Origin of the sequence: Sinorhizobium sp. B11 (assembly GCA_039725955.1) — a bacterium.
GTDB lineage: Bacteria > Pseudomonadota > Alphaproteobacteria > Rhizobiales > Rhizobiaceae > Rhizobium.
Map to the genome: position 1 here is coordinate 3,389,553 of CP091034.1, position 17,858 is coordinate 3,407,410.

Genomic DNA, 17,858 nt, shown 5'->3' on the forward strand with positions numbered 1-17,858 from the left:
AATTCACTCGGGAGGACATTATGAAGTCTATTTATAAGCTGATGGCAGGCGCTGCCATCCTCGTTTCGCTGCAGTCGGCTGCCATGGCTGCCGACCTCGTCGTTGGCGTTTCCTGGTCGAACTTCCAGGAAGAGCGTTGGAAGACGGACGAAGCAGCAATCAAGAAGGCTCTGGAAGCCAAGGGCGCAAAGTACATTTCCGCTGACGCACAGTCTTCGGCTGCAAAGCAGCTCACCGACGTCGAGTCGCTGATCTCCCAGGGCGCAAACGCCCTCATCATTCTCGCTCAGGACTCCGACGCAATCGGCCCGGCAGTTGAAAAGGCCGCCAGCGAAGGTATCCCGGTCGTCGGTTACGACCGCCTGATCGAAAACCCGTCTGCCTTCTACATCACCTTCGACAACAAGGAAGTCGGCCGCCTGCAGGCTCAGGAAGTCTTCAAGGTCAAGCCGGAAGGCAACTACGTATTCATCAAGGGCTCGTCCTCCGACCCGAACGCTGACTTCCTCTTCGCAGGTCAGCAGGAAGTCCTGAAGGCTGCAATCGACGCCGGCAAGATCAAGAATGTCGGCGAAGCCTATACCGACGGCTGGCTGCCGCAGAATGCCCAGCGCAACATGGAGCAGTTCCTGACCGCCAACAACAACAAGGTTGACGCGGTTGTTGCTTCCAACGACGGTACGGCCGGTGGCGCCGTCGCCGCTCTCGACGCACAGGGCCTCGCCGGCTCCGTTCCGGTTTCCGGCCAGGACGCCGACAAGGCTGCTCTGAACCGCATCGCTCTCGGCACGCAGACGGTTTCGGTCTGGAAGGACAGCCGTGAACTCGGCAAGCGCGCTGCTGAAATCGCTCTCGATCTCGCCGGCGGCACTGCCCTCGACAAGGTTGCAGGCGTGCAGACCTTCGAAGGCGGCCCGAAGAAGGTGAAGATGCAGTCGATCTTCCTGACCCCGCTTGCCATCACCAAGGACAACCTGAACGTCGTCATCGACGCCGGCTGGATCTCCAAGGCTGAAGCCTGCCAGGGCGTCAAGGCCGGCTCCGTCAAGGCTTGCGACTAATCCTCGCCTGACGATCTGAACTATCGGCGCCGCAGCGGCCTCCGCTGCGGCGCCGGATGCCGGATGAAGCCGTCGGATGGCGCTTCTCCGTTCTCGCGCACATCGCGGATGCTTTGATTCCCTGCCAGAATAGTGCCGTTGTGATCGGCTATTTTCGGAAGCGTCCCGGTGGTCACAACAAGAACAGGGCGGTCATCGGCCAGCTATTCCCATCAGGAGCAGGCCTGCGCCCAAACAAATGGGGGAAACGGCAAACCCATGGCAGACATCACCCAATCGACCTCGTCCGGCCCACGCACGGCAGTTGAAGGCCCCTTCACGCGCTTCCTGCGGGCAACGGAAATAGACACCCGCCTTCTCGGCATGATCGGCGCATTGCTGGTCATCTGGGTCGGCTTCCACTTCTATACCGGCGGCCTGTTCCTCACGCCCCGAAACCTCTGGAACCTCTCTGTCCAGACCACCGAAATCGCGGTTCTCGCGACCGGCATGGTGCTGGTCATCGTCACCAGAAACATCGACCTGTCGATCGGCTCGATCCTTGGCTTCGTCGCCATGATCATGGGCGTGGTCCAGGCGAAATTCCTGCCGCAATATCTCGGCTTCGACAATTCCTTCACCTGGGTGATCACGCTCGTCGCCGGCCTCCTCGTCGGCTCGGCCATCGGCCTGCTTCAGGGCGTCATCATCGCCTTCCTCGGCGTGCCGTCCTTCATCGTCACGCTCGGCGGCTTCCTCGCCTGGCGCGGCCTTGCCTGGTATGTCACGAGCGGCCAGACGGTCGCTCCCCTCGACACCACCTTCCGCATCATGGGCGGCGGTGCCGAAGGCGCGATCGGCGCCACCTGGAGCTGGATCATCGGTGCAGCTGCCTGCGTGCTGATCGTCGTCTCGATCATCGGCTCGCGCCACCAGCGCCGGCGCTTCAACTTCCCGCGCCGTCCGCTCTGGGCGGAATATGTCCTCGGCATCCTCGGCTGTGCCATGGTGCTCGGCGCGATCTGGGTATCGACGATCTATTACTGGCCGCCGGCGATCGCCAAGCGCTATGCCGAGGCCAACAACATCACCATGCCGGAAGGCGGGCTGATGATCCCCTACGGCATTGCCGTGCCGGTGCTGATCGCCATCCTCGTCGGCATCGTCATGACCTTCATCGCCACGCGTCTCCGCTTCGGCCGCTATGTCTTCGCGATCGGCGGCAACCCGGAAGCAGCCGAGCTCGCCGGTATCAAGACCCGCTGGGTCACCGTGCGCATCTTCGCGCTGATGGGCTTCCTCGCAGCCGTCGCCGCCGCGATCTCCACGGCACGCCTCAACGCCGCCGCCAACTCGCAGGGCACGACCTACGAACTCTATACGATCGCAGCAGCCGTTATCGGCGGCACGTCTCTGGCAGGCGGCACCGGCACGATCGCCGGCGCCATGCTCGGCGCGCTCGTCATGCAGTCTCTGCAGTCGGGCATGGGTCTCGCCAATGTCGACACGCCCATCCAGAACGTCGTCGTCGGCGCGGTGCTCGTCATTGCCGTCTGGCTCGACACTGTCTATCGCTCCCGTGCGAAGTAAGAGGAGTACGAACCATGGCTGAACAACGCACTCCCCTTGTCGAACTGAAGAATATCTCGATCTCCTTCGGCGGTATCCACGCCGTCGACAATGCCTCCGTCGATCTCTACCCCGGTGAAGTCGTGGCCCTTCTCGGCCATAACGGCGCCGGCAAGTCGACCCTGATCAAGATCCTCTCCGGCGCCTACAAGCGTGATAGCGGCGAGATCCTGATCAATGGCGAACCGGCCGACATCCGCAATCCGCGCGATGCCAAGAAGTTCGGCATCGAGACGATCTACCAGACGCTCGCCGTCGCCGATAATGTCGACGCCGCCGCCAACCTCTATCTCGGCCGCGAGCTGAAGACCCGCTGGGGCACGCTCGACGACGTCGCGATGGAACATTCCGCCCGCGAGGTGATGGGCCGCCTGAACCCCAACTTCAAGCGCTTCAAGGAGCCGGTCAAGGCACTGTCGGGCGGCCAGCGCCAGTCCGTCGCCATTGCCCGCGCCATCCTGTTCAACGCCCGCATCCTGATCATGGACGAGCCGACGGCAGCCCTTGGCCCCCAGGAAACGGCCCAGGTGGGCGAGCTCATCAAGCAGCTGAAAAAGGAAGGCATCGGCATCTTCCTCATCAGCCACGACATCCACGACGTCTTCGACCTCGCCGACCGTGTCTCGGTGATGAAGAACGGCCAGGTCGTCGGCCACGCCCGCACCGAGGATGTGACCAAGGACGAGGTGCTCGGCATGATCATCCTCGGCAAGGTGCCGCCGAAGGCCATCCCCGGGCCCGGCGCCATGCAAGTCTGATACAAGCAGCATCCAGCAAGGAAACTCCGCCGCCCGAAAGGCCCGGCGGAGTTTTCATTTGTGGCATCAGCCCGCAGCCGCAGCACCCGCGGCAAGGGTCGCAAGCCGCGCCAGCCTGACAGGCTCATCCCGCACGAAGGACGCATTCTCCGAGAGAATCGCATGCGCCCGCGCCGCAAAGCGCTGCGCTTCCTCCATCTCGCCCTTCACCGCATAACACTCGGCCAACTCTTCATCGACATAAGGCGCCGCATCATTGGCCGCATCCGCAAGCGCCACGACCCTCTCGCCAAGCGCAATCGCCTCATCCACCCGCGACAATGCCCGGAGCGTACGCACGACCGCATACCGCGCCACCTTCAGCGTCTGTGCGTTGCCGGAGGTCTCCCGGATCGCCTCATCCCGCCGGAAGGCGCCAAGCGCATCCTCGAAGCGCCCCGCCTCGAAATAGGTCCAGCCGAGATTGTGATGCAGCATGCCTCGCCAATGCGGGCTTGCGCGTTGCGCCTCGATATAATCGAGCGCCACCGCCACCCACCGTTCTGCCGCCTCGACATCGGACGCGATCGCCAGCATATGCGCCGCATCGACAGCCAGATCATGGTCCCCTGCCCGCTGCGCTAGTTCCCATGCCTCACTAAAGAACGGCAGCGCCCGCGCCGGCTCCCCGGCACTGTTGAAAAGCCGCCCCCGCTCGATCGCTATCCACGCCCGCGCCCCGGCATCCTCGTCGGCCTGCGCCACGGCTCCATCCAGGATCTCATGCCCCAGCGAAAAATTCCCGGAAAGCCCCGCAAACCGCGCCCGCCGCGCCAGATCGAAAACCGCTTCGCCCATCTCATCCCCAATGAAAACCTAACCATCAGAGGAAGCTTTTAGCCACGCCCCATCGCCTTGAAAATCCCGGATAACAGCAACGAGCCGAAATTCCGCGAACTTCGCGATTGAAGCAGAGCCAAAGCTAGGCTAAGAACCACGTCATCGGACGACGAGTCACATCGTCAGGCATGCACCCGTAGCTCAGCTGGATAGAGTGTTGGATTCCGATTCCAAAGGTCACAGGTTCGAATCCTGTCGGGTGCGCCACCGCTTCAAAATTCTGCATCGCCACATAAGCGCGGACTGGATGCCGCTAAGCGTGGACTGTGAACCCATAACCGTGGATTCAGATGGCGTCCGACGCTCAAAGCGCCCGGACGAGCCTCCTGTAAGCTCTTTTTTGATCAGCGATCCGTCCGCAGCGGCATCGTGTTGATGGTGCCTCGCCCTACGCATTCGGAACCGAAACCGGTTCAAGCTTCCGCTGCGCCCGTTCGCGGACGGCTTCCTTAACTGTCTGTTGACCATGGGATTTCGAAAACGGCATCCGAGTTTCAGAAGGAATCCCGCCAAAGTTGATGGACGTTTTCCATCGGATGCCCCCGGTCGACACAGAGCGTTAACGCCAATGCTTTGGACAGCTTGCCGATTTAAGGTGTTGTCTTCAGGATCGCTATTCGTATGTAGTGTACTGACGTAATAACCGAGAGAGTGTAAGCTTCCTACAATGCTGTACTTTGTCAAGCTTAAGTCACGCCACAGAGGAAGTTGGTTAACGGACCGAAATCTCTTGTCAACAATTTAACCGACTGAAATGTAACGAGTTCTTAAATCAGGCGGAGTTTTTCAAGGGCGACACGAGGGTCCGAGCCAGTGCGGGGAAGCTCTTCTCATGCGTGTATTCGTGGCGTAGGCAGAGCGACTGTGCGTCTATTCCGCATCAGTCGCTCGAAAACCGCAGTTCCGCGCACGAGTTGGAGAAGGACTCGTCGCGGTTCGAGCGCTCGGGGGCGCCATTCGTCTTGATGTCAGATTCGCGTGTATCTTGCTCGCGGCCAAGCATGAAACGGCGGTCTCAGAGCACAAGCACCAGTCACGAGTCCTTGCGATGGATGAAAAGGCTGTCCGGGACCGGCGCGACCCCCTGAACCCTTAGTACACGCCGCCGAAGGACTGCGGCTGACGCTCGTGGCAGCTTACATCACCTCCGTCGTCTGGATTTCGCTGCCATTGCCCGCCGCTGCTTGCGGTTACCCTCGAACCGCTTCGGGCGAGCGAAAGCCACATCCGGAAATTCTTCCCCGTGATGGGGCGTCTCCCTCACCCGCCCCATGATGTTGAGGTTCGCGCAGTCGTCCTGGTTCTGCTTTCGGTCTTCCTCTGTCCAATCGGTCTGCTGCGCGAAGATGATGTCCTCTGAAGATCCCCGCCCCTGTCCTGGCGGTTCCATCGCGATACCGACGACCTGCCGCAGATGCGGATGCTTCATGAGTAATGCCTGCGCGTAGGTCTGAATGTAGAACGTGCGCATCTGACGGTACTGTTCGTAGCCTCCACGCTCGTCCATCCAGCGGAGGTACTTCAGCGTCATGAAGAAGAAGCCAGTCTCGTTGTGTTTCGAACCAGCGGGAGACAACATCGCGCGGAAGAAGACGTCGGTGGTTCGGCCGATCTCCAATGCGCCGAGAATAGCCTGACTATGGCTCCTGCGAAGGAATCGGTTCTGGAACGCCATGTGTCGGACGGCGATCTCGCTGTTGGTCAGCGAGTAGCTGTGCCCCTCGAGCACGATGGACGTCCCCGCCAGAAGATGGCCCGTAAACGTTTCGATCAGCCGATCCCACGTGTACGAAACCTCGTCGGCGAGCTTCTTCGCCTTGTATCGCGGGTCGTTGATGAACCGCGCCCAGTTGCCGTGCTCGATCGCAAGGCTTCCGATCTCGTCCCAGGTACGGCCCTCGGGTGGCGTGAAGTCATGATCGCCCTCGTCGTTGATACGGATTGCGTAGTAGGCCAGCAGGTCCTCTTCGCCATGCGCGCTCGCCAGCCGACCCGACCGGATGAAGGCCGCCCGTTTATCGAGGTATTCGGTGAAATCGGAAATCGTGTCCAGCTCGCGCATGACGATGTCGAGCGAGACGTCGTCGAAGACGTGCACGAAGTCCCCTGCAGGGTCGATGTCGCCTATGGAGAACGGCATGAAGTTTTCGGCGTCGGGCCTGTGGTGATCATTTCCCTTGAGAGATGGCAGCACGACGAAGGTCCCAAGGCCGCCGCCGAAGAACTGACGACCGGCCTCCTTCGCACCTCGCGCAACGACGATCCTATGTACCCGACGGCGTTCGGGTGCAGGAAGCTCAAGCGGGAACGGAACCTCGCAAAGCTTGTCCAGGAACATACGGTCCGGGAATTCGCTGAGCCATCGTTCGGCGCCCTTGAGCTGGGCGGCAGCATCGAAGACAGCGCGTCGGCACCATCTTGACCATGCCACGTCGACGGGCTTGTCGGTCCAGGTTATGTCCTTCTCGGAGAAGATTAGGATGTGCGGATCGCACACCACCAGCAGGTCGCAGATCTCCTTGCCGTCTCCGGCGCCGCCCAGCTTTTGCGATCGATAGGGATTAGGGTAGGACCATAGGTTCAGGAACGTTCGATCCGCGAGCGTCGCCAAGTATCGTTCGGACTCCGTCGACCCTTCTGATCGCACGATGGCGGGACGGAACTGCTCGAAATACTCGCCGACGTTGTCAGGTTTATCGACCATGGACGACCGTAAGAGTGATGAGACTACTTCAAGCCTGCGAGGAATAGCAGTTCTTGCACGACAGTTCGAACATCCGGGACGAGTTGTTCAATGTCGCTACGGTGCGCCACATATCGGCGACTGTGCGCGGACTTGTCGCCGATATCCTTCAACTTCGGCAACGCCTGCTTGGTGTTCCTCCCCAAGTTCCAGGTCGCTTCAGCCAGTGTGGCGTTGATGAGATCGCGCAGGAAGAAGAAGTCTCCAGCCGGATTTTTGATCCGGTCCGCAATCGAATGCTTTTCGAACGCCTCGATTATCAAAGTCTCAATCAGTCGCCGAAGCATGACCGCTGCTGCGTCGTACCACCCGTTCTCGTAGGCGCCGTTCACCTGGTTTGCAATCCGCTCGATGTAGCCGCGAGTACCTCGGACCAGCGACATGTTGATGACCGACTGAGTTTTCGCATGCAGCCCTTCTTCCGGCGGCTTAAGATCGTCCGTCAGTTCTGAATGGATAGCCTTGCCGGTCAGAATGATGTTTTTTAATGCATCCATCAGTCGTCCTTGCGACCGTATAGATGCTTTGCCATGCTCTCAAAAATCTTGTCGATCTGCTCAGCGGTAGACTCAGGCGAAATATGAATCTGTATATCAATATGAACGGCTGGCCCGTTCTGCATATTCGGCATTGTCGGCGAAGTCGGAGCTGATTGCACCGGTGCGGTATGCAGTGGCCCGGTATGGATGGCAGTATCGGCGCTAGCCGCATCGGCCGAGAAATCAGCCTCCGCAACCAGCGCTTTGAAGGTCGCAACTGTTTTTGAAATCACCTGCTGGCCCGCCGTCGAACTGGTCGTGAAGACGTGGCCGATTTCAGTGTTGGTTCGCGTGTGAGCATCGGGATAGATCGCGTATAATTCCGCGTATCCTTTCATGATCGCCTCGCCGAGGACTTTTTTATGATGGGAACCACGCAAACCGTTCCAGATCGGAGTAGGCGTGCCGGAGCTGTCGATCAGTCCTACAAATTTCAAGACACCGACAAGAGACTTGTCGTTGCTGGAGGTGTAACCAATCGTCTTAAGCCACGGCGTGCCGACTTTTGGAGGAATTCCAATGGTTCGAATCTTATCCAGAAGTGGTTTAATCTTTCCCGGAACATTTGTGTAAGCGAAGTCGCCCATATAACCTCCAGCGCAAGTGTTCAGAGAACACCACAACGCTTGGATGAGTCGCAAGATGTCGCGGAGATCAAGGTCGCCTTATGAGCAGAATATTAGGCAATGACTTGTGGCGAATCCCGGTTCGATATCATCCCGCCCCTCCTGAAACGCCGTCCGCAGCTCGATCCATACAGGATTCGGGAACGCCCATTTATCAGCATATGGCCTCCACCCGAAGAAGAGTCGCGCCTCCTCAGTCATCTCATCCCGTATGGATTCGATCTCTTCAACAACGGCCGTAACCTCCCGCAGGAACGGCAGATTTCTCGACATCCGGTTCAGGTCGTCCTGCGCCATCGACAGGTCTTCATCCGCGTCGATGAAGTCCTGATCGAGGAACTGGAAGACCTCTGCGGCCCGGCGACCGCGCCGATAGGCAACGTGCCGGAGGTCGTCCAGGATACGGTCGGCAGCCGCCCGGTCGAAGCGGGCGCGGCCCTTCGATCGGGACAGGGCCGTCTTCAGCCTCTCGAAGTGTGCAGCGTCGCTCAGTCCCTTCCAGCCGCTGACCTTCTGCGGCTCGACCGTCGTCATGGATTCGATGCTCATGCTGTCTCTCCTTTACCCGTGCAGCCGCTGTCTGATTTTGCGGCGCGTCTTCGGCGTCGGCATGTCCTTGTTGTGGTCCGGCTTCAGGCCGTCGACGATCTGCTTTCCTGTCAGATGCCCTGCCCCGATCAGCTCTAGCCAGAGGCCCTCGACCGAGGTGCGATAGGATTCGATGATGGTCTTCGCGCGGGCTAGCTGCTCCTGCAGGACGGGTTCGATCCTCTTGAGCAGCGGGCCGTCGTCCCGGCGGGCGCCGTCGATTAGCCTCTCGTCGACTCCCGCCGGCCACGAGGCGAGCATGCCGTTCATGCCGAGGTGGCGGTCGAGGATGATCGCGATACGCGTCGCCCCGTCGAGGTCGGACGCGACGCCGTCGCCGTGATGACCGACGAAGACCTGCTCGGCTGCCATGCCGCCCATGTGGATCGCGATGTTGTCGAGGTAGAACTGCTTGCCGTTGTTGGCGAGGTCTCCGCCTTCGAGCACGGCGCCGCCGAGGATCTGACGCTCCAGCGAAGCGGACGCCCTGCTCTCGATGGAGACGCCCCAGACTTTCCGGGCGCCCGTGGCCACCGCGACGACGGCATGGCCGAGTTCATGGATAGCAAGCGCCCAGCGAAACTTCTCCGAGAGCGGGACGCGTCCCGGCAGGCTCCCCATGACGTCCGCACCGGTGACCGCCCTCCGGTCGCGCCGGGCGACGCGGCGGGCCAGCCGGACGATCCGGGCGATGTCCGCGCCGGTCAGGCCGAAGCTGTCATCGGCGAACTGGGCGAAGTCCTCGTCCGGAAGGTCGCCGCGCAGATGGTGGCGAAGGATTCCGACCCGAGCCTCGGCGTCCGGCAGAGGCAGCCGAACGTGGTTGTCCAGCCGGCCGGGCCGAAGGATCGCGGGATCGATGACGGCAGGATTGTTGCAGGCGCCGACGACCACGACGCCTTCCCGGTCGACCGTTCCGTCGAGGCATTCCAGGAAGGAGTTGATCACCTGCCGGACGTAGCTGCTGTTGTGGCCGTGGTCGCTCTCGCGGTCGGTGAATCCATCGATCTCGTCGATGAACAGGATTGCCGGGGCGGCCTTTCGGGCATCCTCGAAAGCCTTGAACATCGCCCGCTGCATGTCGCCGAGATGGCCCTTCGCCTGCCAGCGGGCGGCGGAGCCGACGACGAGCTTCGCGCCGCACGTGTTAGCCAGCGCCTCTGCATAGATGGTCTTGCCGACACCCGGCGGCCCGGACAGGAGGAGGCCCCGGTCGACGTCGCTCCACGGGATGCGGCCGTCCTTCCAGTCCTTCAGGTCCTGCTTCAACTGCAGTCCCCACTGGCGGGCTTCGCCGTAGCCGCTCATGGATTCGAGGCGAAGCTCCTCCTCGTCTTCGAATCCTCGTCCGGGCGGCGGTTTGCTGGCGTCGCGCGGCGCTTCAGGACGCATGACGAGCTGGGCCAGCATGCGGCCGACGCTTCGTCCCGGACGCACGACGGCCCGCTGCATCTCCTCGTCGAGGAGCAGGAAGATTTCCGCCTGCTGGTCTGTCAGCCTGCCGCCGTAGAGCGAACGAAAGACGCCCTTCGCCTGATCGATGGTCGGCGGCTTCAGGTGAACGACGACGTCCGCGGCGAGCCGGGCGGCCACCGTGATCGAGGCCTCGTCCGGAAAGAGGAGGACGACCTTCTTCTCGTCGAGCGCCCCCGCGATCTCCTTCGCGGAGTTCAGCGGCCTCTTCGGGTCGAAGTCGACGATGGCTGTGATCTTCCTGTAGCGGTTGCCGCTGCTGAGCATGGCGTCGGCCGCGCGGAAGTATGGGCCGATGTCGGCACCGGGCGGGACGACGACGACGGCGACGAATCCGTCCGCCCTGAGCAGCGGCCTGATGGCGCTCCTGAGCGATGCGTACGCGAGCTGTTCGGGAAGGCCGAAGCGCTTCCGCGGAGTGATGTGGTTCTTCATGGACTTGTCCTGAATTACGAGATGAGACGACATGGGCGGTCTCAGTCCCGTATCCGGCGGACGGCCGTCTCGGGGCCGATCAGGGCGTCGTCCAGATCGACCTCCAGGAATCCTTGCAGGATCAGTGCGGCGAGGCAGGCCATGGGCCTACCCTCCCGGAAGGCGGAAAGCGCTTCGGCCACGGTAAGCGATCCCATCTCGTCGAGCGCGGCGAGGATTCGCACGCGGTCGCCGAGCGGGCATCTGTAGAAGCCGTATCGAAGGAGGTCTTTGGCGTTGGCGAGGCGGTTGCTGTCGACGAAGTCGTGCATCGAGACCGGCCGGTAGGCGTGACCCAGCCTGCCGACGGCAAGCTCGATCCACTCGGGCGGCTTCGGTGCGTCCTCGGCGACGTCGACCATGAAGGTGCGGTCGTCCGTGCCAGTGACGACGAAGTCGACGCGGTAGGTCTCGCCGCCGTAGGATAGCTCGACGCCTTCGCACGTCCACCGCAAGATGTCCGGATCGACATCGAGAAGACACGCGAAGTCGCGGGCGTCCTGGCTCCGGAAGACGGGAGACCCGAAGCATTTGACCGTGGCAAGCGGGTAGTAGAAGCGAGGAGGCTCATTTCGCGGGACGACATCGCCCGGCGGCCTCTCGTAGGGAATGCTCTTCATGGCACCCTCGTGAACACAATACGGATGGGCGGACACCGGACGAGCAGGTCCGGCAGTCGGTCAGCGTATTCGTGACGAGGCGTAGCGAGCGATCTGATACATGATGCGGGAACAGATAGGGAACGAGAGCACGGGCGTCAAGCCGGCAGTCGCTTTTTCGGGTGGTCGCCCAAGAAGCTCTCCTTGGCGCTGCCGGTATCAGCCAAAAGTCCTTTTAGGCACTTACGCCGCCGTCGACGAGGATTCCCGATCCGGTGATGTAGCCTGCACCGGGTCCCGCGAGGAACGCGACGGCCTTCGCCACTTCCCGAGGTCGACCGTATCGCGCGATCGACAAGCTTGGCAGAATAGCGGGAGCCAGAGCGCCGTCGGCAGGGTTCAAGTCGGTGTCGATTGGGCCACGGCGGCACCGATTCCCCGAGCGGCACCCGTCACGAGTGCTCGCTTACCGGCGAGTAGAGAGTTATTTATCTTGAGCATCGTGGTGTACCTCATTTCTATGCTGGACCTGCAGGGGTATTCCTAATGGGTCCGACCGGAGGAATCGAGCGTATCGCTCTGGCTGCGAGCGTCATCATCCATTGGTGGGCTGACGGAAAGCCAAGCTGCGACAAGTAGACAGATAGCAATAGCGATCGCTGCGATGCTGTAGGCGTGACCGATGGATGTCGCATAGGTGGACGAGCCTATGATCGAGAAGAACAATCCACCGATAAGAGCCGTCGCCAAGGCTCCACCGATCTGAAGCATCGAATTCACCAGCCCGGAGGCCAAACCAGACTGCGTCGGGCCGACACGCTGCACGACTGTCCGAACAAGGTTCGGCAACGCGATGCCCTGCCCGGCGCCGACGACAAACAGCGCGATAGAGAGGAGCGTCGGCGCTCCGAATGAGACAAGAGCGGCCGTTCCGACTAGACCTGCCGCTTCCAGGGACATGCCCGCGGCAGTGGAGTATCTGCCAAAGACCCGGAATATCTGTCCGCTAGCGAATGGGCCGAGGACGAAGCCGACGGCTGCGGGAAGTACTGCTAGTCCGGCCTCGAAAGGCGTACGGCCCAGGCCCGCTTGTTCAAAGACCGAGAACGTCAGCCAGAATGCGGCGAAGGCGTAGAAGAACAAGGCGGCGAGCAGGCCGCGCTTCAATCCGGGCGCCCGCAGTAGGCGCGGTGCCAGGATCGGATCTCTTCCTGCCGCCTCGAGTCGCCGCTCATGTTGCCAGAACAGGAGGAGAAGTGGCGGGGATGCGGCAAGCATTAAAAGCGACCAGATCGGCCACCCTTGTTCCCGGCCCTCGATCAGCGGCGAGATCAGCGCGAAAAGCGCGAGCGCGATGAGTACGGCTCCTCCCAGATCCAGCTTGCTAGGATGGTCCGAGCGGGTTTCGCGCAGGGTCATTATCGCGGACGGTGCGGCTACGGCGATCACGGGAAGATTGACAAGAAATATGGCTCTCCACCCGAGACCAAGGACATTTAGCGCGATCAGCGCTCCGCCCAGGAACAGCCCGGCCATCGACGCCACCCCGAACGTGAGGGCGTAGAAGCTCAATGCCTTCGATTTCTCTCGATCGGGAAATATGGCATTTATCGATGCCAGAGCCTGGGGCGCCATAATCGCGGCGGCGAAGCCCTGAAGTATCCGGCCGACGACCAGAACCAGTGGAGACCAGGCGAAACCGCAGAGGGCGGAGGCGGCTGCAAACGCCATCATTCCAGCAAGGAAGACATTTCGCCGACCATAGAGGTCTCCAAGCCTCCCACCGGTGATCAGCATGACCGCGTAGGTGGTGGCGTAGCCGGAGATTATCAGTTGCATCGTCGAAGCGGAGGCATGGAAGTCCTCGCTTATGGAAGGCAACGCCACGTTGACGATGAAAAAGTCGAGTGGCGGGAGGAACGCTCCTGTCAACAGGACTGCCAACGCGGTCCATCTGCGCGGATCGGGGACTTGCTCAAGGGTACGGACATGTTCCATGGATCTCTCATGTCGATCGGCAGAACCGATCGATCAGCTTGTGAAAAATAGTCGTATTTTGGAACTATTTGGTTCCTATTTAAGCTCAGTCGAGCGCCTTCAGCGCGAAGTCGACCATCGCTTTGGTGGCGCCGGGATCAGCTCCCGCCTTCCCGAGCACTCTCATTCCTTGGACCTGGCACACGAGGAATTTCGCGAGTGTTCGCTCGTCGAGCGCGGAATCGATCTCGCCCAGGGTTTGAGCTCGAATAACCGCCGCCGCATAAAGGTCCTCCAGACGCCGAAACAGGCGTGCGATCCGTTTGGAAACCTCTTCGTCCGCAGGAAGCATTTCGACGGCCGACAACACGGCAAAACATCCACGCAGTCCCTCGTTGCCGGAGGACTCTTCAACGTGCCGCGAAAATGCCTGTTTGATTGCGGCCTTGGGCGATGAATTGGAATGGAGGATTTCGCCAGTCTTGCGAATGGCATCCTCGATGTAGATATCAAGCGCTCGCAGGTATACTCCTCGCTTGTCAACGAAAGCCTTGTAGAAACTACCTCTCGACAACTCCATACCTTCGAGCAGGTCGGGAAGAGATGCATCGTGGTATCCGCGGTCCCAGAAAACGCTCATCGCCTTGCGAACAGCATCGTCGAGTTCAAACTCGCGGGGCCGTCCAACTGATGGTGATGTCTTAGTGCGCTGTGCCATGATGGGAATATGGAACCAAGCGGTCCCCAATGCAAGCGAAATCTGGCCTCTCTTCGGATATTCGGCCACTGCTACTTCAAACTTGATGAACTCTCGTTCGCATTATCTGCTGAGCGTCGTCTCCGCCTTTCGCGTCCCTTCGCGATGCTTCTAGCTTCTCTCAGCTCCTGGAGCGTCGGCTGCCACCACCCCCGGAGCCGCTCGTAGTCGCCGGGGTCTGCTCGCGCCGGCCATGTATGAACGAGTTCGTCCAGCGTCGCGGCGCGCCAACCTGCCCAGACATGTTCGTCGTCGGCGTCCGGATGGTGTTCGGCGATCTCTTCCGGATTGACGAATTCACCTGTGATCTCGGTAATGACGACGATCCCGAAGGCGGTTGTCGCCACAGGCGTTCCCAGCGGCGGAAGATCGTCGCTTGGGAGAGGCAAGCGCTTCTTCCTCCGCTCCGTCGTCCGTCGCTTCGCCTTCGCCTCCTCGTCGGTCCCCTTCCGAGCCTCGGCACGTTTCCGACGCTCCTCGGGCTCCGCCCTCTTCGCCGCCTCCTCGATGGCTTCCCATCGGTGCTGGAGGTCGTCGTACGAGGCGTAGGGAATCTCCCAGACCTTGTGGTCTCCGTTCCATTGAGCAAAGGGTATATGCCGGAGTTCGTCGACGACCGTCCTTGAGAACGGGGTCTTCACGCGGAACCCGCGGTCGTGGACCTGCAGGTAAGGACTGAGGATGGGCTTAAACTCATACGCGTCGCGGCCACGTTCCTCCTCGTAGGGCGTCCTGCGGTCGGCCTCGGACGCAAGCCATCGGTCGATGCGCTTTCGAGCGGTTTTGCCGGGCACCGTCCATGCCTGAAGCGTGTCCGACCATCGGGCGTTCGGGAAGACTTCCCGGAACCTTGCGACGGTCATCCGGTCGAAGGCGAAGGACACCGTCTCCTGAGGCGGGTCGACTGCTTCGATCTCATCGTGGCGATCATCGGTCATGGCAGGGAAACGGTCGGGAGCTCGCGGGGTTTCTTTCAGAGGAGCGACTTCTTCAGGAAGGATAACGCTTTCGCTGCGCCGGCGCTCGAAATCGTGTGTCCAACACCGGGCTCCACGTCCAGCTCGACCGCGAAGCCGGTGGCTCCAAGCTGCGCCGCGGCGAGCGTCGATGCGGCAGCGGGAATGGTCGTATCGGCCTGACCGTGCACGAGAAGGATCGGCGTGTCCTTGCTTGTCGGCGAGATCGGCTGCGGAGGAAGAAGCCCGGCGAAGGAGACGAGAGCCCCGACTCTCCAGCGACCGGACGCGACCGCATCCAGGGCGACGATAGCTCCCTGCGAGACGCCGACGAAGGCAATCCTGTCGGGAGCATCGGCGAACCCTTCGCGACGGATGACATCGTTTATCAGTCCGTCGAATGCTTCACGGGCGGCCGCGATCTTCGCGGGATCGAGCGGGTTGCCTTCCGTCGAAAACCACTGGTGGCCGTAACGGTGATGCATCGGGGCATCCGGCGCGGCGAACCGAGTGTTCGGCAAACTGCTGCGCCAGGACGATGCCAGCGGCATGAGCTGGGCGCCGGAGGCTCCGATGCCATGCAGGAAGATAACGAGGTGGTCGCGAGATAACATGACGATCCTGAAGGTTTCGAAATGGCCCGACGGCGCTCGACCTGAGGAAGGGAGCGGCCGTCTCACCCCACACGCAAGCCGTCACGCAGATGCCGGCGGACGCCGCTGCGGAAGCTCACGTGATGATGGGGTGGCTCACAGTAAATGGTGTGCAGGGAGGGCCTTCGCAAGGAGTACAGGTCGGCCGTACGCTACTGGACAGGAGGCCTCAAGCCATTGAAGCGCCTTCGCAATCATCCCATATATGAGGAAACCCTCAAGGATGATTGTCATGGTAAGCAGGGTCAGGAAGACCTTGACCGTGCAACAACGCGCGGCGGCTTTCGAACACACGAACAAGATTGCGGCCGACGCGGCGGACGAAGAGCGGCGGCTTCGCGAAGAGAAGAACGAGCGCCTCCGGAAGCTCCGGCTGGCGGCGGCCAACACATCTTCAGAATGAACCGCTGCAGCAGCCCGAACGTAATGGACCGTCTTCGCAGCACATCGGAGCAAAAAATGGATCACATCGATATCGAAAGGGCCCATAGAACACGCGTGCAAACCCCAGAAGGCGGTGCCGAGCCTGACTAGAGCCGCCGCCAGTCCGACCGGCACATTGACTTACATGCGCTTGAACCCGCTGAAGAGTTTTCGGATCCATCCTGCGAAGCCGCCACTCCCTCTCGCCGTAGAAGCTCGCTCTTGCGGTCTAGCCCCCACGTGTAGCGGAAGAAAGATCCGTCGTTCTTCGTAACACGATGGCAAGGGATGGCGACGGCGAGAGGATTGCTAGCGCAGGCGCTGGCGACCGCTTTTCCTCCCTTCCTGCTGCCAATCCTACGGGCAAGTTCCTCATAGCTTACAGTCTGGCCCGGCGGGACTTCGCTCAGCGCCAGCCAAACCCGTCGTTGAAAAGCGGTGCCTCGCAGGTCGAGCGGGAGGTCGAGCCCGACCTGCGGCGCCTCCACCATGCCGACGACCCGTGCGACAACCCGCTCGTATTCGGCGTCGCCTCCGACCAGATCGGCTTTCGAAAACCGCTCCTGCAGGTCGACGAGAAGGGCGCCCGGATCGTCGCCGAGCAGGATCGCGACGACGCCCTTGTCGCTCGACGCGACGAGGATCGAGCCCAGGGAGGTCTGGCCGATAGCGAACCTGATCCTCTCCTGACGGCCCCCCGCCCTGTAGGCGGTCGCGACCATGCCGAGCGCCTTGTTCGAAACGGCATAGAAGCGCCCGCTCGAACCATACCCCGCATCGTAGAACGTCGACGTGATCGTCTTGCCTGGCTTCAGGCCATCGCGCAGAAGGGCAGCACGCTTTTCCTGCTTGTAAGCGCGCGGGGTCATTCCAGTGCACTTGCGGAATATCCTATGGAAGTGCCCCTCGCTGATCCCAAGGGCGTGCGCAAGAGCCGCCACCGTTGGCGAGCCGTCTCCGGCATCGATCAGCCTGCAGGCCTCGGCTACCAGGGTCGTATTCCTCTTCGCAAACTCCTCCTCATTCGGGCGGCACCTCCGGCAAGGGCGGAAGCCGGCGGCTTCCGCCTCCGCCACGCAGACGAACCGGCGCATGTTCTCCGGCCTAGGCGGACGCGAGATGCAGTTCGCCCGGCAGTAGACGCCCGTCGTGACGACGCCGCGGAACACGAGCCCTGTCGCTGCATTTCCGATGTCCGCCGCTTCCGCCATCAGGCTGCATTCCTCTGCATCGAGCCAAACGGGTTGTCGATGAGGTAACGCCACAGACCGTCCGGACCGCGGCGGGCGATGTCCGTCGCGGTGGCCACCATGTTGATCTCGGTTCCATCCTTCGCGGTGCCGATGTACGACCAGTCGAGGATGAGAGAGGCGACGTCGCCGGCGACGAACAAGTGACGCTGGGTGATCGACATCTGCAGGCCCAGGCTGAAGTACTTGGCAAGCTCCTTGCCGATCGCGTCTTTGCCAACGTGAGCAACGCCCGCGGCATCGACGATCAAGCCTTCAGGGTCGTAGAAGCCGAGCATGGTCTCGACGTCGAGCGAGTTCAGATGGGCGAGAAGCGCCGGGACGATGCCTTCCGGCGTCGAGGAGAGTGCGAGCTTGGTGGTCATTCGATGTCCTTCGTTGTTGTTCTGCTCCTGCGAGCGTCTTGACTATGGCGAGGCACCAAGGCGTCGAAACTCCGTTTTCTGATCTCATATCCCGATTTTCGAACAGTCTACGTGATCAGGGATTGACAC

Annotated in this window: 18 protein-coding genes and 1 tRNA gene; 5 read left to right on the forward strand and 14 right to left on the reverse strand. The window is 61.3% G+C overall.

Translation table 11 applies throughout. The features are described from left to right. The first annotated feature begins 20 nt into the window (after positions 1-20). From xylF to LVY75_26890, 3 genes are all read left to right on the forward strand, one after another. Positions 21-1,061 carry a D-xylose ABC transporter substrate-binding protein gene (gene xylF, locus LVY75_26880; GenBank protein XAZ22407.1) on the forward strand — a complete coding sequence of 347 codons (1,041 nt, stop codon included), beginning with the start codon at positions 21-23 and terminating at the stop codon, positions 1,059-1,061. A 258-nt stretch (positions 1,062-1,319) separates the two neighbouring features. Continuing rightward, the gene (locus tag LVY75_26885) at positions 1,320-2,630 is read left to right on the forward strand and encodes a sugar ABC transporter permease (protein XAZ22408.1); all 1,311 of its coding nucleotides are present in this window, start codon (positions 1,320-1,322) and stop codon (positions 2,628-2,630) included. Positions 2,631-2,644: 14 nt separating this feature from the next. Beyond that, a complete protein-coding gene (locus LVY75_26890) occupies positions 2,645-3,427 on the forward strand; it encodes an ATP-binding cassette domain-containing protein (GenBank protein XAZ22409.1) in 783 nt (260 codons plus the stop codon). A gap of 66 nt (positions 3,428-3,493) precedes the next feature. Here the strand turns inward: LVY75_26890 and LVY75_26895 are convergent, their stop codons facing one another. Then, positions 3,494-4,264, reverse strand: a complete 771-nt coding sequence (locus LVY75_26895; protein XAZ22410.1) for a hypothetical protein — start codon at positions 4,262-4,264, stop codon at positions 3,494-3,496. A 172-nt stretch (positions 4,265-4,436) separates the two neighbouring features. On the opposite strand from LVY75_26895, the gene LVY75_26900 reads away from it, so the two are divergent. Next, positions 4,437-4,513, forward strand: a tRNA-Arg gene (locus LVY75_26900). A 934-nt stretch (positions 4,514-5,447) separates the two neighbouring features. Here LVY75_26900 and LVY75_26905 read toward each other — a convergent pair. From LVY75_26905 to LVY75_26955, 11 genes are all read right to left on the reverse strand, one after another. Continuing rightward, entirely contained in the window at positions 5,448-7,010 is a 1,563-nt protein-coding gene (locus LVY75_26905) for a hypothetical protein (GenBank protein XAZ22411.1), read from the reverse strand. A 23-nt stretch (positions 7,011-7,033) separates the two neighbouring features. Beyond that, positions 7,034-7,546, reverse strand: a complete 513-nt coding sequence (locus LVY75_26910; protein ID XAZ22412.1) for a DUF4145 domain-containing protein — start codon at positions 7,544-7,546, stop codon at positions 7,034-7,036. Then, positions 7,546-8,175, reverse strand: a complete 630-nt coding sequence (locus LVY75_26915; protein ID XAZ22413.1) for a DUF5343 domain-containing protein — start codon at positions 8,173-8,175, stop codon at positions 7,546-7,548. Before LVY75_26915 ends, LVY75_26910 begins: the two co-directional genes overlap by 1 nt. 78 nt (positions 8,176-8,253) lie before the next feature. After that, positions 8,254-8,763 (reverse strand): hypothetical protein, encoded by a 510-nt coding sequence (locus tag LVY75_26920; protein ID XAZ22414.1) that lies wholly within the window; start codon positions 8,761-8,763, stop codon positions 8,254-8,256. 12 nt (positions 8,764-8,775) lie between these two features. Then, on the reverse strand, positions 8,776-10,710 hold the full coding sequence (locus tag LVY75_26925) for an AAA family ATPase (GenBank protein XAZ22415.1): 1,935 nt from the start codon (positions 10,708-10,710) through the stop codon (positions 8,776-8,778). Between the two features lie 41 nt (positions 10,711-10,751). Further along, positions 10,752-11,369, reverse strand: coding sequence for a hypothetical protein (locus LVY75_26930; GenBank protein ID XAZ22416.1), 618 nt, complete (start codon positions 11,367-11,369; stop codon positions 10,752-10,754). Between the two features lie 214 nt (positions 11,370-11,583). Then, the gene (locus LVY75_26935; GenBank protein XAZ22417.1) at positions 11,584-11,751 is read right to left on the reverse strand and encodes an SDR family oxidoreductase; all 168 of its coding nucleotides are present in this window, start codon (positions 11,749-11,751) and stop codon (positions 11,584-11,586) included. A gap of 140 nt (positions 11,752-11,891) precedes the next feature. Next, a complete protein-coding gene (locus LVY75_26940; protein XAZ22418.1) occupies positions 11,892-13,346 on the reverse strand; it encodes an MFS transporter in 1,455 nt (484 codons plus the stop codon). Between the two features lie 85 nt (positions 13,347-13,431). Further along, positions 13,432-14,112: a TetR/AcrR family transcriptional regulator gene (locus tag LVY75_26945; protein XAZ22419.1), complete on the reverse strand. Its 681-nt coding sequence runs from the start codon at positions 14,110-14,112 to the stop codon at positions 13,432-13,434. Between the two features lie 2 nt (positions 14,113-14,114). After that, positions 14,115-15,020, reverse strand: a complete 906-nt coding sequence (locus LVY75_26950; protein ID XAZ22420.1) for a hypothetical protein — start codon at positions 15,018-15,020, stop codon at positions 14,115-14,117. Between the two features lie 35 nt (positions 15,021-15,055). Beyond that, positions 15,056-15,652: a prolyl oligopeptidase family serine peptidase gene (locus LVY75_26955; GenBank protein ID XAZ22421.1), complete on the reverse strand. Its 597-nt coding sequence runs from the start codon at positions 15,650-15,652 to the stop codon at positions 15,056-15,058. A 301-nt stretch (positions 15,653-15,953) separates the two neighbouring features. Here LVY75_26955 and LVY75_26960 point away from each other — a divergent pair, with 301 nt between their 5' ends. Beyond that, positions 15,954-16,094, forward strand: a complete 141-nt coding sequence (locus tag LVY75_26960; protein ID XAZ22422.1) for a hypothetical protein — start codon at positions 15,954-15,956, stop codon at positions 16,092-16,094. A 127-nt stretch (positions 16,095-16,221) separates the two neighbouring features. On the opposite strand, the gene ada is transcribed toward LVY75_26960, so the two are convergent. Together ada and LVY75_26970 are read right to left on the reverse strand one after the other, a co-directional pair. Then, positions 16,222-17,325, reverse strand: a complete 1,104-nt coding sequence (gene ada, locus LVY75_26965) for a bifunctional DNA-binding transcriptional regulator/O6-methylguanine-DNA methyltransferase Ada (GenBank protein ID XAZ22423.1) — start codon at positions 17,323-17,325, stop codon at positions 16,222-16,224. Further along, a complete protein-coding gene (locus LVY75_26970) occupies positions 17,325-17,729 on the reverse strand; it encodes a nuclear transport factor 2 family protein (protein XAZ22424.1) in 405 nt (134 codons plus the stop codon). Before LVY75_26970 ends, ada begins: the two co-directional genes overlap by 1 nt. Positions 17,730-17,858: the final 129 nt, after the last annotated feature.

Excerpts from the sequence above, each read along its gene's own strand:
- xylF (XAZ22407.1), top strand. The coding sequence starts at position 21 with ATGAAGTCTATTTATAAGCTGATGGCAGGCGCTGCCATCCTCGTTTCG.
- LVY75_26885 (XAZ22408.1), top strand. The coding sequence starts at position 1,320 with ATGGCAGACATCACCCAATCGACCTCGTCCGGCCCACGCACGGCAGTT.
- LVY75_26890 (XAZ22409.1), top strand. The coding sequence starts at position 2,645 with ATGGCTGAACAACGCACTCCCCTTGTCGAACTGAAGAATATCTCGATC.
- LVY75_26895 (XAZ22410.1), bottom strand. The coding sequence starts at position 4,264 with ATGGGCGAAGCGGTTTTCGATCTGGCGCGGCGGGCGCGGTTTGCGGGG.
- LVY75_26905 (XAZ22411.1), bottom strand. The coding sequence starts at position 7,010 with ATGGTCGATAAACCTGACAACGTCGGCGAGTATTTCGAGCAGTTCCGT.
- LVY75_26910 (XAZ22412.1), bottom strand. The coding sequence starts at position 7,546 with ATGGATGCATTAAAAAACATCATTCTGACCGGCAAGGCTATCCATTCA.
- LVY75_26915 (XAZ22413.1), bottom strand. The coding sequence starts at position 8,175 with ATGGGCGACTTCGCTTACACAAATGTTCCGGGAAAGATTAAACCACTT.
- LVY75_26920 (XAZ22414.1), bottom strand. The coding sequence starts at position 8,763 with ATGAGCATCGAATCCATGACGACGGTCGAGCCGCAGAAGGTCAGCGGC.
- LVY75_26925 (XAZ22415.1), bottom strand. The coding sequence starts at position 10,710 with ATGAAGAACCACATCACTCCGCGGAAGCGCTTCGGCCTTCCCGAACAG.
- LVY75_26930 (XAZ22416.1), bottom strand. The coding sequence starts at position 11,369 with ATGAAGAGCATTCCCTACGAGAGGCCGCCGGGCGATGTCGTCCCGCGA.
- LVY75_26940 (XAZ22418.1), bottom strand. The coding sequence starts at position 13,346 with ATGGAACATGTCCGTACCCTTGAGCAAGTCCCCGATCCGCGCAGATGG.
- LVY75_26950 (XAZ22420.1), bottom strand. The coding sequence starts at position 15,020 with ATGACCGATGATCGCCACGATGAGATCGAAGCAGTCGACCCGCCTCAG.
- LVY75_26955 (XAZ22421.1), bottom strand. The coding sequence starts at position 15,652 with ATGTTATCTCGCGACCACCTCGTTATCTTCCTGCATGGCATCGGAGCC.
- ada (XAZ22423.1), bottom strand. The coding sequence starts at position 17,325 with ATGGCGGAAGCGGCGGACATCGGAAATGCAGCGACAGGGCTCGTGTTC.
- LVY75_26970 (XAZ22424.1), bottom strand. The coding sequence starts at position 17,729 with ATGACCACCAAGCTCGCACTCTCCTCGACGCCGGAAGGCATCGTCCCG.